The organism is Vibrio sp. 5S239, assembly GCF_041439575.1.
GTDB classification, from domain to species: Bacteria; Pseudomonadota; Gammaproteobacteria; order Enterobacterales; family Vibrionaceae; genus Vibrio; species Vibrio kanaloae.
In genome coordinates this window covers 21,016-36,371 of the sequence record NZ_JBGOOM010000025.1, presented here as the reverse complement: position 1 = coordinate 36,371, position 15,356 = coordinate 21,016, and the positions used below count along the sequence as shown (strand labels likewise).

At 44.8% G+C, this 15,356-nt stretch carries 13 protein-coding genes and 1 riboswitch; of the genes, 5 read left to right on the top strand and 8 right to left on the bottom strand.

Going from position 1 to position 15,356, the window contains the following annotated elements; genetic code table 11:
- Positions 1 to 3 precede the first annotated feature (3 nt).
- The 4 genes from thiP to mpl form a co-directional block, all read right to left on the bottom strand.
- Positions 4 to 1,599: a thiamine/thiamine pyrophosphate ABC transporter permease ThiP gene (gene thiP, locus ACED48_RS16905; RefSeq protein ID WP_017055335.1), complete on the bottom strand. Its 1,596-nt coding sequence runs from the start codon at positions 1,597 to 1,599 to the stop codon at positions 4 to 6.
- A gap of 111 nt (positions 1,600 to 1,710) precedes the next feature.
- Complete coding sequence (thiB, locus tag ACED48_RS16900) at positions 1,711 to 2,703, bottom strand: thiamine ABC transporter substrate binding subunit (RefSeq protein ID WP_017055336.1); 993 nt, start codon at positions 2,701 to 2,703, stop codon at positions 1,711 to 1,713.
- A 53-nt stretch (positions 2,704 to 2,756) separates the two neighbouring features.
- Positions 2,757 to 2,876, bottom strand: a riboswitch (TPP riboswitch).
- A gap of 43 nt (positions 2,877 to 2,919) precedes the next feature.
- The gene (locus ACED48_RS16895; protein ID WP_017055338.1) at positions 2,920 to 3,543 is read right to left on the bottom strand and encodes a flavin prenyltransferase UbiX; all 624 of its coding nucleotides are present in this window, start codon (positions 3,541 to 3,543) and stop codon (positions 2,920 to 2,922) included.
- Between the two features lie 37 nt (positions 3,544 to 3,580).
- The gene (gene mpl, locus ACED48_RS16890; protein WP_017055339.1) at positions 3,581 to 4,939 is read right to left on the bottom strand and encodes a UDP-N-acetylmuramate:L-alanyl-gamma-D-glutamyl-meso-diaminopimelate ligase; all 1,359 of its coding nucleotides are present in this window, start codon (positions 4,937 to 4,939) and stop codon (positions 3,581 to 3,583) included.
- Positions 4,940 to 5,208: 269 nt separating this feature from the next.
- On the opposite strand from mpl, the gene fbp reads away from it, so the two are divergent.
- Entirely contained in the window at positions 5,209 to 6,219 is a 1,011-nt protein-coding gene (fbp, locus tag ACED48_RS16885; protein ID WP_017055341.1) for a class 1 fructose-bisphosphatase, read from the top strand.
- Positions 6,220 to 6,319: 100 nt separating this feature from the next.
- Here fbp and ACED48_RS16880 read toward each other — a convergent pair whose 3' ends face one another.
- Genes ACED48_RS16880 through ACED48_RS16870 form a run of 3 tightly spaced genes read right to left on the bottom strand, consistent with a single transcriptional unit; the run spans position 6,320 to position 12,180 of the window.
- Positions 6,320 to 6,661 carry a gamma-glutamylcyclotransferase gene (locus tag ACED48_RS16880; RefSeq protein ID WP_017055342.1) on the bottom strand — a complete coding sequence of 114 codons (342 nt, stop codon included), beginning with the start codon at positions 6,659 to 6,661 and terminating at the stop codon, positions 6,320 to 6,322.
- A 51-nt stretch (positions 6,662 to 6,712) separates the two neighbouring features.
- Positions 6,713 to 10,471, bottom strand: a complete 3,759-nt coding sequence (locus ACED48_RS16875; protein ID WP_017055343.1) for a translocation/assembly module TamB domain-containing protein — start codon at positions 10,469 to 10,471, stop codon at positions 6,713 to 6,715.
- On the bottom strand, positions 10,468 to 12,180 hold the full coding sequence (locus ACED48_RS16870; RefSeq protein WP_029626831.1) for an autotransporter assembly complex family protein: 1,713 nt from the start codon (positions 12,178 to 12,180) through the stop codon (positions 10,468 to 10,470). Before ACED48_RS16870 ends, ACED48_RS16875 begins: the two co-directional genes overlap by 4 nt.
- Positions 12,181 to 12,376: 196 nt before the next feature.
- Here ACED48_RS16870 and msrA point away from each other — a divergent pair, with 196 nt between their 5' ends.
- Complete coding sequence (msrA, locus tag ACED48_RS16865) at positions 12,377 to 13,006, top strand: peptide-methionine (S)-S-oxide reductase MsrA (protein ID WP_017055345.1); 630 nt, start codon at positions 12,377 to 12,379, stop codon at positions 13,004 to 13,006.
- Positions 13,007 to 13,113: 107 nt separating this feature from the next.
- Here the strand turns inward: msrA and ACED48_RS16860 are convergent, their stop codons facing one another.
- Positions 13,114 to 13,314 (bottom strand): DUF1107 family protein, encoded by a 201-nt coding sequence (locus ACED48_RS16860; RefSeq protein WP_017055346.1) that lies wholly within the window; start codon positions 13,312 to 13,314, stop codon positions 13,114 to 13,116.
- 251 nt (positions 13,315 to 13,565) lie between these two features.
- Here ACED48_RS16860 and ACED48_RS16855 point away from each other — a divergent pair, with 251 nt between their 5' ends.
- From ACED48_RS16855 to ACED48_RS16845, 3 genes are all read left to right on the top strand, one after another.
- Positions 13,566 to 14,117: a YtfJ family protein gene (locus ACED48_RS16855; RefSeq protein ID WP_029626833.1), complete on the top strand. Its 552-nt coding sequence runs from the start codon at positions 13,566 to 13,568 to the stop codon at positions 14,115 to 14,117.
- A gap of 91 nt (positions 14,118 to 14,208) precedes the next feature.
- On the top strand, positions 14,209 to 14,499 hold the full coding sequence (locus tag ACED48_RS16850; RefSeq protein WP_017055348.1) for a DUF2607 domain-containing protein: 291 nt from the start codon (positions 14,209 to 14,211) through the stop codon (positions 14,497 to 14,499).
- A 41-nt stretch (positions 14,500 to 14,540) separates the two neighbouring features.
- A complete protein-coding gene (locus ACED48_RS16845) occupies positions 14,541 to 15,317 on the top strand; it encodes a DUF2796 domain-containing protein (RefSeq protein ID WP_017055349.1) in 777 nt (258 codons plus the stop codon).
- The last annotated feature ends 39 nt before the right edge of the window (positions 15,318 to 15,356 follow it).

The following is a 15,356-nucleotide window of genomic DNA, read 5'->3' as shown; positions in this document are numbered from 1 at the left end:
TCCTTAACTCTTTAGCTTTGAGCTTCGAGTAAACAAAAATTCAATCAGACTAAAGCTGCCCACACTCAATAACAGTAAACTCACTGAAACCACCGCAGCCGCTTCCATTTGATAGCTGCCTAACAATTGGAATAGATACAAAGGCAGAGTTCTAAAATCGTGACTACCAAACAAGGCAATAGCACTTAAGTCGCCCATCGCCAACATAAAGCTGATAGAGAAAGCCTGCGCCATTGGCTTGCGAAGTGCACGCCATTCCACCAGTCTAAAGCGAGTGAATCCTGTCATTCCTAAGCTTGCACACACATACTGATACTGCTGAGAAAGATGCAGCATAGGTTGAGCCAAGGTTTTAATCACATAAGGCAGCGCCATCAAACTGTTTACTGCAATCACAATAAAGAATGCCAAGCTAAACACATCGGTAAAGGAACGCAGTAATAAAAAGAGACCAGTACTAATCACTAAGCCCGGCGTCACTAAAATAATAGTACCAATCAGTTCGATTTTATCGGCTCGAAAGTTCTTGTTCTGCAAACGCCATGCGCGACTGGTCAGGAGTATCGCAATACCAATACCAACGGCGATAATGCTTGCGAGGGAAGCGACACGAACCGAGGTCATTAACGCAGCCCAGAACGGATCACTGCTCAGCACTATCAAAGCTTGTGAGTTAATGCCACTGAATATGACCATGGCTAGTGGCGGCAATACCAGCATTGAGACAACTATGATCCAAAAGCTATCCCAAGCTTTTGACCACCAGCTGTCCTTAACCAGATATTTCTCTTCCGACAGTTGGCTGGCTGTTACGGAGATAGGTTTAGACAAGCGCTGAATACTCACCGCTAATACGCCACACAACAACATTTGCCATATCGCGAGTAACGCGCCAGCCTGCAGGTCAAAGTCGAATTTAATCGCTTGATAGATGGCCAGTTCGATAGTGGTTGATTTAGGGCCTCCACCAAGAGCCATCACGGTAGCAAAACTGGTGAAGCACAGCATGAAGACCAACCCGCACACATGCGGCAGTTGCTGTCTTAGCCTCGGCCATTCAACCCATTTAAATTTATTCCAATGGCTCATACCTAAGTGAGCACACAGCTTGTGCTGCTCGGCAGGCACAGTATCTAAAGCTTGTAAAAGCAAACGACTAGCATAAGGCAAATTGAAGAAGACGTGCGCCAACAAAATACCATTCAAGCCATAAATCGAGAATGGTAGCTCAATGTCGAAGTTTGCCAAAAACTTAGCTAACCAACCACTGTTGCCGTAAATCGCCAATAAGCCAAAGACACCAACTAACACAGGTAGAACCAAGGTCGACGCAAACAGCCTTAACAACAAAGCGCGTCCAAAAAATTGCCTACGACACAGGGCGTGAGCGATAGGTATAGCAAAGCTAACACTCAGAAAAGTTGAGAGTGTCGCCTGATAAAAACTGAATTTCGTTACATGCCAATAGTAAGGATCGGACCATACTTGGCTGATATCAAGAGAAGGGGCATTGCTAAGCAATGCCCCAACTGCTGAAACCACGAAGGCGGTAATGAGCATCGCAACCCAGATCCCGACCTTAGGTGTTTTCTTTATCATAAATTGATTTTTTACCGTAAATGGTTCACTCCAAACATAACGAATGAACCTTTAAATACAGAAAGCTAGTTTTTAAAGTACGTTAGAAAGCTCATTTTCTTAAATAGTAAATTAAAAAGTAAGCGCACTCTGCCATTCACGAATCCAAGGCTTGCGCTGAGCTGCAATTTCTTCAGGCGTAAAGCTCAGAGCTTTCTGAGGTACCGTTAACTGTTCGAACCCTTTTGGTAGTTCGATGTCCGTCACTGGGTACATCCAGTTACCTGTTGGCATCGCCGATTGGAATTCATCACTTAGGATAAACGCCATAAACTCATCAGCAAGTTTCTCGTTCTTACTGCCTTTAACTTTAGCGGCCACTTCCACTTGAGTGTAATGCCCTTCTTCGAAGCTTGCTGCTGCATACTTAGAATCGCTCTCAGCAATAATGTGGTAAGCCGGAGACGTTGTGTAAGACAAGACTAAGTCTGACTCACCTTCTAGGAACATAGAGTAGGCTTCAGACCAACCTTTGGTTACCGTCACTGTTTTCTGGGCAAGCTTCTTCCAAGCTGCCGTTACTTCGTCACCGTAAACCGATTTCATCCAAAGCATCATGCCTTGGCCTGGTGTTGAAGTACGTGGGTCTTGGTAGATAACCTTCAGATCATCACGCTGCTCAACCAGTTCTTTCAGGCTCTTAGGCGGGTTTGCCAGTTTCTCTTTGTTATAGATAAACGCAAAGTAACCAAAGTCATAAGGGACAAAGGTACTGTCGCTCCAACCATTAGGAAGCGTCACAGATGACGTATCAATCTTGTGTTCCGCCAATAATCCCGTTGCTTTCGCTTCAGCCATCAGGTTGTTGTCGAGACCTAGCAAGATATCGGCTTTGCTGTTGCCGCCTTCAAGACGTAAACGGTTCAGGATAGACACGCCATCTTCAAGCGCGACAAAGTTCACATCACAACCACACTTCTCTTCGAATGCTTTCTCTACGGCAGGACGAGGGCCCCAATCCGCTGCAAAAGAATCATAGGTGTATACGGTCAAAGTGTTATCTGCAGCAAAGGCAGAAAAAGAGATCGCTGTAGTAACAGCAAGGGTAGTTAATGTGAATTTCACTGGACGCTCTCCATGGTCTGAGCGGCACAGGTTTGAGGGAGGAGAACGGTAGAAGTTGTTCCTAACTCAATTCCTACGCCAGCATTATCTGGTTCAGGTTTACGGGTCCCAAGCGCCTGCTTGATCTCAGCTCGCATTCATTATTTGAATGGTCAGCTCCCCGATGAGTGTTCAGAATTGTAATTCGAACTTTAACAATAAGCTATCAAGTTTGGATTAATTACGTTGATCGTACCCCCAACGTGGCACTAAACCTTGATCAATACCAAGATGATCCAAAATGCGCGCCACCATAAAATCAACCAGATCTTCAATCGACTTAGGTTGGTGATAAAAACCTGGAGCGGCAGGCATGATTGTCACGCCCATGGTTGAGAGTTTGTGCATGTTCTCTAGGTGCAGAGTCGAAAATGGTGTTTCACGCACCACCAACAACAGTTGGCCTCGCTCTTTCATGACGACATCTGCAGCTCGTTCAATCAAGTTATCCGATAAACCATGAGCAATTGACGCCAAACTTCCCGCAGAGCATGGACATACCACCATCTGCTTCGGCGCAGCAGAACCAGATGCAACCGGTGAGAACCAATCATCTTTGCCACACACCATCAACTTTTCTGGGTCGCAGCCTAGATGCTTAACCAAGGCTTGTTTCGCCGCTTCCGGTCCAGCAGGTAACTTAAGTTCATGCTCGGTCGCTAAGACTACTCGCGCTGCCGACGATATCATCAAATAGACCTGATAATCGGCCGCCAAAAGGCATTCAAGTAAACGCAGTCCATAAGGCGCACCAGATGCGCCAGTGAAAGCAAGAGTTATCGCTTTATCGTGTTTTGTCATGTTCTCAATTACTTCAAATTATAAAGTCGTGAATCAGTTAAGCTTTGAGTGCCAATCCATCCAACAGCTTTTGATGAATACCACCAAAGCCACCGTTACTCATTACCAAGATTTGGTCACCCACTTGTGCCTCTGAGACAATTCTAGCAACGAATGCATCCATGTCATCACTTACATGGGCGGGTTGATGGCACGCATCGGCAACATCTTGTACTGACCAATCAATGTTATCCGGTTGGAATAAGTAGGTAGAATCCGCCTGTTTGAGCGAATCAGCCAAGGTTTCTTTGTGCACACCACGCTTCATGGTGGCAGAGCGAGGCTCTAGAACGGCAATGATTTTTTTCGTGTCGACCTTATTACGTAAACCACCGAGCGTAAGTTCAATTGCCGTTGGATGATGAGCAAAATCATCATAAATAGAGACACCTGCGACCTCGCCTTTAAACTCCAAACGACGCTTAGTATTAATAAAGGTAGCTAGCGATTCACAAGCAAGGTCAGGTGTCACACCCACATGTCTTGCCGCCGCAATCGCCATCAAGGCATTACTTACGTTATGATCACCAACCAAATCCCAGTCGACGGTTCCAATACATTCGCCTTGGAAGTACACCTCAAATTTAGAGCCGTCTTTAACCCGCTTCTTGGTATCCCAATCACCGAGTTCACCACTCGATTCCGTCTCACTCCAGCAACCGCGAGCTAGAACATCTTGGATCGCGATGTCTTGCTTCGGTGAAAAAATGCGGCCGTTGCTTGGCACTGTACGCACTAAATGATGAAACTGACGCTTGATCGCTTCAAGATCATCGAAGATATCGGCATGATCGAACTCTAAGTTATTCATGACTAAAGTTCTTGGGTGATAATGAACGAACTTAGATCGTTTATCGAAAAAAGCACTGTCATATTCGTCGGCTTCCACCACGAAGAACATACTTTCACCAAGACGAGCAGAGATACCAAAGTTACCCAACACACCGCCAACTAAAAAGCCCGGCGCATAGCCACAGTCTTCCAAGATCCAAGCCAGCATGCTGGATGTTGTGGTCTTGCCATGCGTGCCTGATACCGCCAGAACCCAACGGTCATGCAGTAAGAACTCTTGCAACCACTGTGGGCCTGATGTGTATCTAAGGTTGTTATTCAAGACATACTCAACGCACGGATTACCACGGCTCATTGCATTGCCGATCACCACGAGATCCGGCCTTGGCTCTAACTGGCTAGGATCGAACCCTTCAATAATTTCAATCCCTTGAGATTCCAACAAAGTACTCATTGGAGGGTAAACATTCGCGTCACTACCTGTAACCTTGTGCCCTAATTGACGAGCTAGTACTGCAGCACCACCCATGAAGGTGCCACAAACTCCTAAGATATGAATATGCATAAATTGCTTCCAAACGCTTGGCTAAATGAACCATGTCTAAATCAAACTACTGCACTCATTATCATGAAATGGCAATTAAAAGCGAGTAGCAATGCAAAACAAATGAAGTAGACATAGTAAGTGAGATCTGTGTCGCTTAGTTCATTACCATTAAAAAGATCTAAGCCGTAGAATTTAGGTAAGTGTCTAGATGAATAAAGCCCACACAAGAGGCAAGTTCTACAGTGCTCAAATCCCCCCTAATATTCAGAGAAGTTTAAGGAAATAACATGTCTGAGATGCGCACCCTTGGTGAGTTCATTGTTGAAAAACAAAGTGACTTCCCCCATGCAAGTGGTGATCTATCATCCCTTTTGTCATCAATTCGCCTTGCTGCAAAAATTGTTAACCGAGAAATCAACAAAGCAGGTCTTGTCGACATTACTGGCGCTGTTGGTACAGACAACGTTCAAGGTGAAGAGCAACAGAAGCTAGACCTTTACGCGAACGATAAATTTAAAGCGGCTCTTGAAGCTCGTGACCAAGTTTGTGGTGTAGCAAGTGAAGAAGAAGACGAAGCGGTAGCCTTCAATAAAGAGCTCAATAAAAACGCAAAATACGTTGTTTTGATGGATCCACTCGATGGCTCTTCAAACATCGATGTGAATGTCTCGGTTGGTACAATTTTCTCTATCTACCGTCGAGTATCACCGATTGGTACCCCACCAACACAGGAAGATTTTCTACAACCTGGCCACAAACAAGTAGCCGCTGGTTACGTGATTTACGGCTCTTCAACCATGTTGGTGTATACAACAGGGGCAGGTGTAAATGGTTTTACCTATGACCCATCACTGGGTACATTCTGTCTATCTCATGAAAATATGATGATTCCAGACGAAGGTAAGATCTACTCTATCAACGAAGGAAACTACATCCGCTTCCCTACAGGTGTGAAAAAATACATCAAATACTGTCAAGAAAGTGAGCCTAGTGATAACCGTCCATACACGTCACGTTACATCGGCTCTTTGGTTTCTGATTTCCACCGTAACCTACTTAAAGGCGGTATATACTTATACCCAAGCACAGAAAGCCACCCTCAAGGTAAGCTACGCCTACTTTATGAGTGTAACCCTATTGCCTTCATTATGGAGCAAGCTGGCGGTATCGCTTCTGATGGTGCACAGCGCATCATGGACATCAAGCCAACAGAATTACACCAACGTGTACCATTCTTTGTAGGTTCAAAGAACATGGTGAGAAAAGTAGAAGAGTTTCTTGAGCTTAACCGAGACTAAACCTCTCGTTTACTTCTCAAAATAACGTCATTAAAAAAGCCAGCATTCACATGCTGGCTTTTTGTTGGATATTGAGAATATAGAGAGACTACGGGTTGTTCTACTTACACCAGTCACCCGAAAGTATTTCTTTATTAGCGGTTAGCTCAAGTTGATACAAATATACCCACGCTAATCCAAATGTGGTCTCTATTTGCTCGCGACGATACTCAACCGGGACATCCTCTAGCCGCTCAAGCGAGGCTAGAACTTCATCGTTAATGACATAGACCTCGCCAGCAACACTTTTACTTCCACAAGTTAGAGCTGGATACGCACCTAAATCGAACAGAGCAAATTCCTTAGGAGTATCAAAGCGCCCCAACAACTCGCAATCCTGCACATAGTGATGATTGGACTGGCCTTGTCTCAAGGTGCCATATACAAAAACAAGATGTCGCATATACACTCCATAGCCTATTCACATTTGCACATCGACGAACTCACAAAGTCGCTACTCGAATTCAAACTGATATAACAGGTCAACGGCACTGTCTAGGCCAGATACCGCTTCAACATAAAGGTCCTGCATTAATCGGTAACGAACGGTAAACTCACCTAAAGAGTTAAAAATACCGACACCATACTTCACCTGCAAGCCAGGCAGAATGTAGCCACTGACTGTTACTTGAGAGTCATCACCTGAACCGGCAGTGTCCAGTTGTAAATCTTGTACACCAAATGCCTCACCGATTTCGCCAACAACCTTACCGCTTTTCGCCAAACTCAAGCCAATTAAGGTAGTCGTCATCGAACCATTCGACTCTCCATCTATATCTTGACCACGCAAAATATAAGACAGCGCGTTGGCTTGCGGCATGGCAGGATCAGAATAAATCTCGATGGCTGGCTCTGCCGCAGGGCCCGTAACTCGAATCCCTGCGATCACGTCATCCTGAGTATTATCCGGATTACGTATTGCATTTATCGCTACGTATGGCTGATCTGGCGGTCCATTCATCAAAATCTTACCCTCTTTGATCAACAGGTCTTGTCCGAATGATCGGTAAGTACCACCCACAATGTTTACTTCACCTGTGATAAACGGCCCTTGGTCTTTTTGAGCGACATTAAGCTTACCGACTAAACCGCCTTCTAGGCCGAATGCAGAAAGTTTAAAGTCATCACCGATAGAGATATTAATATTGGTCATCACATCAAATGGGATCGTGTCTTCGCTTTCCGGCTCAAGGTCTTTATTCAAGATAACTTGATCAGAAGAGACGCCAACGGCAGACGGTGGTAAGTCTTCGACAACAATGCGTCCCCATGGTAATGCAATATCACCAGTGATTTTTGCCAATTCTGGGGTGACATCGATGGTCATATCAGGCACAACCTTAACCTTAACCATCGGTGGAATATCGACCATCAACTCATCAGCGAAGACTCTAACGTTAGAGTGCCATGCTTTAAGATCTTGCCAATCCCCATTCCCCTCTATATCAAGATGACCATCAGGCGTTTCAACATTTGCATCCAGTTTTGCACTATAACCATCAAAGTCGAGGTCGATACGGCCATCTTGAACATCAATAGGCGTTACATCACCTTTAACTTGAATACCATCAACAGAGAACTGACCAAAGACTTGAGGATGCATCAAAGAGCCTTTTACTTTTAAATCACTCTCAAGGTCGGCCTTCAATAAGCTGTATTCACCGAGAATTGGTTGTAAGAAATCAAGATGGAACGTGGTCAGCTTAATTGCAGCATCGACCATTTTGTCTTCGGCAAGAATATTCGGCAACGACACCGTGCCAGACAGGTCACCATTGTCGGAAACATCCAACTTAAAGTAGGCATCCAGTTTGTTGTCTTTCAGTTGAGCATTCAATGCAACGCTTTCCCAACCTAGTGTGATGGGCTCTCCGACTTGTTGCACAACCTGACCTTTCGGCATATCGACACTGACCATCACCTCAGGCTCACCTTGCTCCGACCATTTAGCATGAGCGGTCGCATTCACTAAGCCCTGTAGTTGCGTCTCTTTAGGCACAAAAGCTTTAATTTGTTCGAAGTTGAATTGGTTGATCGCCAATTTCGCCTCACCCGATTTTCCAACACGAACGTCTTCATCCAGACACACACTCGAACCCGATTGATTCCAACAGTGTGCTTGAACATCGGCAAACTGCTTATCAACATTCGCCTTAATTGCGACAGGTTGATCTAACACCCAGGGCCCTTGCTGAGTGCTGATTTTGACTCTGTCTAGCGATCCATCCCAAATAATAGAAGGCTTTTGAATCAATTCACCAGAAATCGCTAAGCTTGTCGACACGATGTCAGATATCACATCAAGTGTTACCGTATGCTTCTTCTCACCGCCACTCACCGTTAAGTCGATGCTTTCAACGCTTTGCTCTTGATAGGTTAAGTTCTTGGCTGTTAATACAAGATCAGCTTGAGCTTCAGGTAATGGTAGGGGAACCACAGAGCCATTGAGCGACAATGACTCAAGTGTTGCCTCGCTATTCCAATCAACCTTATCGACATTTACAGCAAGATCGACCTTCGGTTCTTTCGTTGGGCCGCTCAGTTGGATGTTACCGATCGCTCGACCTTTCAACTCGGGGATACTTTTTAGAAGATCAGGGACGTAAATTTCAACGCCCATGTCCCATTGCTGATCAAGCTGACCCAAAGCCTTAATTGAGTTAACACCGTGAGCCAAACTCAAACCACTGGTCTTCAGTTTAGGTTCACCGCTCGCACTGCGATCCGACGCCGACAACTGGCCTTCGATATCCAGAGGATACTCTCGCAAGATCCCTTCAATATCCAATTTAGGCAGTTCAATCCCCCAGCCGCCCGCTTCCGTCAACTCACCCGAGGTGACGATGCTTCCGCTAATGTTGCCCTCGGCTTCAGGCCACTGCAGACCCGGTTGAATATCTTTGAGTGTTACATCAGCTTGCCAGTTAACGAGATTTTTCCAGTTCGCTTTAACGACACCGTTAAGTTCACCGCCTAACGTGTTCAGCTTAAGACGCTCGAGCTCAATCTGTTCCGTCGTGCCTTTGCCCTGTAGATCGATGGCTAACTCAGGAATCTCCTTACCATCGGCTTCACCTTTAAGTAGAACATTGAAACCATCTAGTGAACCATCGGCTTTGAATTGCTCAATTGTCGCTTGGTAATCGCTTTTTCCGGTAAGGGGCCACTGCGCTTGCCCGCCCTCTAAAAGAAGATCAAATGGCAGAGTCGGCTCTAAGGGTTGAATATCCCCAGACAACTTTGCCTCAATCAATTCAGAAAACTGGGAATCTAGGTTTAGCTTGGCCACACTCCCTTGTGCTTTCAGTGATAATTTCTGGCCTGCTAGATCGGTTTCTTTAACCAACGCCTCCAAAGAAAGATCTAACGGGTAACCTTCTTTCAGCTCAACCTTTGCTGCAAGATTAGCGCTTGCTTGTGGCATATCGAGTTCTAAAGTTGAAACATCGACCGTATGTTTGCCTGCCTTAGCTTCGAGGCCAAGGTGGTTGACGATAATTGGAGTTTCTTGCTCTAAAGTAAAACGGTTTAGGTCAAAACGCTCCAGCACAACCTGTAAAGGAATCCAGACTTCAGGCAGCTCGATCGCTGTTTTAGCGGTTGATCCTGGCTCGACCGCTTCTGCTTGCGTTTCTTCCTCCGATTCAGCAAGTTGAACTTTCAGATCATTGAATAAGGTTGGCGATACCGTCAGCTTTTCACCCTGCATGCTTAGAGCTGTTGAGAACAAGCTCCATTCGATTTCATGACCCAAGATATTCAGTTTAATATCAGACAAAGCGACGCGATTGATCACTATAGGTAAAGGTGTTTTCACCGATGTCACTGGCGGAGCCGGTTCTGTTTCTTCTGTAGAGGCAGGAGGTAATTCAGTAAATGCGAAGTCTAAACCTTGAATCGTTAAACGGTCGACACACAACTTAGGGTCGAGTACACAGCGAGGATTAATAGCCAATACCAGTTTTTTAACTTTGGTATCAATATGAAGGCTATCATCTTTAAACTTCACATTATTAAGCGTAAAACTTGGGAACAGTGCTCCTTTGGTGCTTTCCACTTCAAGTTGTGGCAATGCTTTTTCAGCGCCCCACAACACTGTATTCAGCCCTGGATTGGTGAACAAAACAAAACCGAGTAGGGCTATCAACAACAGCAAAATAGACGTCAAAGAAATCGACGTCCACTTAATGCATTTGCCCATCACTTTGATCATAATTCTGGCCCTAAACTAAAGTGCAGTTGGAACTCATCGCCTTTCTTCGCATCTAGTCCCCAAGCAAAATCTAAACTCACAGGACCAACAGGCGACGCCCAGCGAACACCCACACCAGTACCATGTTTCCATTCAGGTTTATCATTGAATGCATCACCAATATCGTAGAAGGCTGCTCCCCACCAATTACCAACCAATCTGTATTGGTATTCAAATGAGCTGGTGGCAATGTATTTTGCCCCCGTTAGTGCGCCACTTGCATCACGAGGAGAGATAGATTCATAACCATAACCACGAATACTATTGTCACCACCGGCAAAGAACCTTAGTGAGGGAGACAACTTATCAAATTCATCGGCAAAGTTACCGCCGAATTGAAGCTGAGTTAAGCCTCGGTGATTGTCACCAATGCTGCGAATCCATGCCGTTTGTCCCTGAAAACGCACCACTCGAGTTTCAGACAACAAGGTGTCGTCTGCAGCTTCTACCATGATGGTTTGTTTATCGCCCCACATTGGCATCGAGCCACCACGAGTTCGAGTTCTTGAGAAAGAGATCCCCGGCAACACGAATTGCGCTAAGTCATCTTGCAGACCTTGCTCATAGTTTTCGAGCAAATATCGAATAAAGACAGTGCGCTGCCAGCCATTATCAAGACGCCAATATCTTTCTAACGCTAAGTTTGACTCCAAACTCTTAGTATCACGGTTATCTAAATTCTTCATTCCGTACTTAACTTGATAATAATCATTAAGAACATCAGCTAGCGGGATTTTATAAGTCGCGGTTATAGTCTGCTCAGGCTTAGAAATTGACAGACTACTATTGAAACTGTGACCACTGGCGTTAACCCACGGTTTCTTCCATTTGAGAGTGCCTTTTACACCAAGGTCGGTTGATACACCGATACCCGTTTCGATTTGGTTACGCGATTGTGGAGCAAGGCTCACCTTCATCGGAATTTCACGGCCTTCGCCCAATTGACTTAAATCCGGTTCAACAAACACAGAAGAGAACCAATCCGTATTGGACAGGTTTTGGTTATACTCGCCGACTTTAGTAATCGAGTAAGCATCTCCATATTTAAAAGGCTTAAGAGATTGAACTTTGTCTTCCTCGATCTGGCTACCAGTCACCTTCGTTTCACCAAAGTGGTAGCGAATACCACTGTTGTAATGCAATCGAACATATGCACGATTAAGTTCCGGGGCGACTTCGAGTTTACTCACTTCATAAGTTCCATCAAAGTAGCCTTTCGCCAAGCCAAGGTTACGCACTGAAGACTTTAACGAATCGTAATTACCATGATTGAGAACCGAGCCTTTAGACAAGTTACTTTTTGCCACTAAAGCCAAAAAGTCGGGATCATCTTTTGCTTCTCCGCTGAGCACGATATCAGAGGTATAAATTAGAACAGGCTCGCCCGGTTCAACAGACACAATAAGCTCAGAATCATCTTCAGAGCGAGAGAATGTAATACTAGGTTGGTAATAGCCCAAAGCATTAAGCGCTTCTTGAATCATGGATTCCAAGCGTGATTGGAACCTAAGCGAAACTGAATACTCATCTTCGGGAATGGCACTTAAATAAGCATCCACATTGTCTTCAAGCGCACCTTTAACCCCTTCAATTCTAAGGGATACATCAGCGTAAGCGAGTGTCGAGGACAGCAGAGTGCCAATCAGAACTGGTAAAGTTTTTCTTATCATGTTTAATTGGTTGAAGAAGTTATCAGTACGTAAATGAGTGAAAATAAATCATACCGTTAAAAGGGCACTGAGTCTGTAATAAATCCAGTAATAACACGGTCTAATTTGAAGACTTAATCAATATTAACCAACCGTTAATATCAGCCTACCGTTCATAAAAACCAACGCGGTAAACGTATGCAAGAAGGAACATAACATGCTAAACAAACAACCTCTGGTTTCCGCAGCAACCGCATTACCGGGAAATGCTGACCCAATCCGAATCACTGAGCGCCATTTCGTCAATCAGACCGACTTGCTAGATACCCCTACAGGTTCTCAACAAGAAGTCCTGCTTGGCATGGGATGCTTCTGGGGAGCTGAGCGTTTGTTTTGGCAATTGCAAGGGGTTGTCTCTACCTCAGTGGGTTACGCAGGTGGATACACAGTCAACCCAACCTATGAACAAGTATGCTCAGGACAAACTGGCCATACCGAAGTGGTTCGTGTGATTTTTGACAGCAAACAAACCTCTTTAGCTCAAATACTAAAGACCTTTTGGGAGCGTCATGATCCAACTCAAGGCATGCGCCAAGGCAACGACTTGGGGACTCAATACCGCTCCGCAATCTACACTTTCAGTGAAGAGCAACAGGCTATCGCTGAGCACTCTAAGCAAGAATATCAAAGAGCAATGACTGAATCTTTAGGCAACGAGATCACAACGGAAGTTCTACCGGCAGGGAAATATTTTTTTGCAGAAACCTACCACCAGCAATACCTAGCCAAAAACCCTAATGGCTATTGTGGGTTGGGCGGAACAGGGGTTTGCTTTCCTCCACAATAACTTTCAGTTCGGGTAATAAACGAAAACGATACTCATTAAAAAAGGGCTTCCATTCGGAAACCCTTTTTTGCTGTTGGTCTATTTGAAGCTTGATCAATAAAGGTCGGTTATACCGGCAGAGCAGCAATCGTGCCGTTAACTTCTTTAAAAATGGTGAGCTTTTGCTTGTCTGACACTTCAGGAAGAAGCACCTTGCCTTGGTCGAAGCGAAACTCTCCGATACCTTCGATGGCAAACTGGCCTTTGAACAGGACTTTAACGAAACGCGCCACCTGATGTGGGCGATAAGTCGAAAATTCTCTTAACATAATACAACCTCAATTCCATTTGAGTACTACAGTCAGGCACCTGAACATATCCTAGTTCAAAGCACATTTAATCGCTAAATCCGTTAGCAAACAGCAAGATAATCTGTTATTTAACTTGCTATCAATGCATTATACCTTTTGGCAACAAGTGTGCAACTTATTTCAACATCGTACGATAAAAAGTTAAAGAGGCATTTTTCAAATTTCATATTATACTTCCAATGCAAACCAATAAGCGGAACAAAAATATAATGAAAAACAAAATTCTACTGGCTTTTTTAGCCGCAGCCTCTCCACTCTTCGCCAATGCTCACAATCTATCTGTAGGTGAAACTCTACCTGCTGTCGATGTTAGCAACTATGGTGAAATTGTTATAAACGACGGCAATACCGCCTATCAAGCTTGGGCAACCAGCAATCTCCTAGGTAAAGTTCGCGTCGTTCAAGCTATTGCTGGCCGCAGCAGCTCTAAAGAGCTCAACGCCCCATTAATGGCAGCGATTACCGCATCGAAGTTCTCAGAAGACAGCTACCAAACCACAACCATTATCAATCAAGATGATGCGATTTGGGGGACAGGGTCTTTTGTTAAATCGTCTGCCGAAAGCAGCAAAGAAGAGTTCCCATGGTCTTCTATGGTGTTAGATGAAGACGGCGCAGTCGCGTCTTCATGGGCTCTGCAAGAAGATAGTTCTGCGATTATCGTTCAAGACAAACAAGGTAAAATCTTGTTTGTTAAAGAAGGGGCGCTTAACGAATCAGAGGTCACACAAGTTATTGGACTGATTAAAGCGAACCTTTAATAAGATATTCGCGTCTTTTTCGAGACCTGACCAAAGGATATTGTTATATTATAACAGTATCCTTTTTTAATTTCTGTGGTTAATCATCCTGATGTGGAAAAACACACCTAACAATGTGAAACGTAAAACAGGCTTCTTGCTTGGGCTGATGCTTATGTTAAGCGTGTTAGCCGCGACACACATCGTGGATATCTCACCAGAACACCACACTTCACACCATTGTGAGCTGTTTTCGATAAATCAATTCATTACAGGGCACTCACTTCCACAGATCCCAGAGTTCCATTCGGAATTTACTGTCGCTATCACAGAGTCTGTCATTTCGTTACAGCGCCTGTATTTTGCCTATTTAGCACGTTCACCTCCTGTAAAGATTGCTTAATTACCACTACTTTTTAATTAACCTTTATTCAGGAAAAAAACATGAAACCTACTATTTTAGCCGTTGTTATCGGCATGACTGTCTCGACTAATGTTCTAGCTAACGAAGAATTCCGCTCTCACGAAGCACACGTGCACGGTAAAGTTGAAGTGAACATCGCTCAAGATGGACAAGAGCTACTTGTTGAAGTGACAGCACCCGGCGCTGATGTGGTTGGCTTTGAACATGCTCCAGAAACGGCTGAGCAGAAGAAAGTATTTGAACAAGCGATTGCGCAATTAAACAAGCCAGACGAGCTGTTTAGCTTTAACAATGCGAGCTGTACGCTGAAATTTAAATCGGTGACTAACACGCTAGAAGGCGAGCATGATGACCACAAAGACCCTGACCATGCAGAACACGATCATAATGACCACGAAGGCCATGATCATGCTGAACACGAGCATGATGACCACGAAGGCCATGACCACGCAGAACACGATCATGACGACCACAAAGGCCATGACCACGCAGAACACGATCATGACGACCACGAAGGCCATGACCACGCAGAACACGAGCATGACAACCACAAAGGCCATGACCACGCAGAACACGAGCATGATGACCACGAAGGCCATGACCACTCAGAAGGCGGCCACGGTGAGTTCACTGTCGAGTACCACTACCAATGTTCTGACATTGAAAAACTGGATACCGTGAATACTCAGTGGTTCTCTAAGTTCAGCAACACAAAATCAATGACTGTGAACCTGCTAGCTGACAGTGCTCAAATTCAAGAAGTACTTAACGCAGATCGTATTAGTTTTCGATTCTAATTAGCATTAGATTGAATTAAACGTAGATAAGCAGCCAAG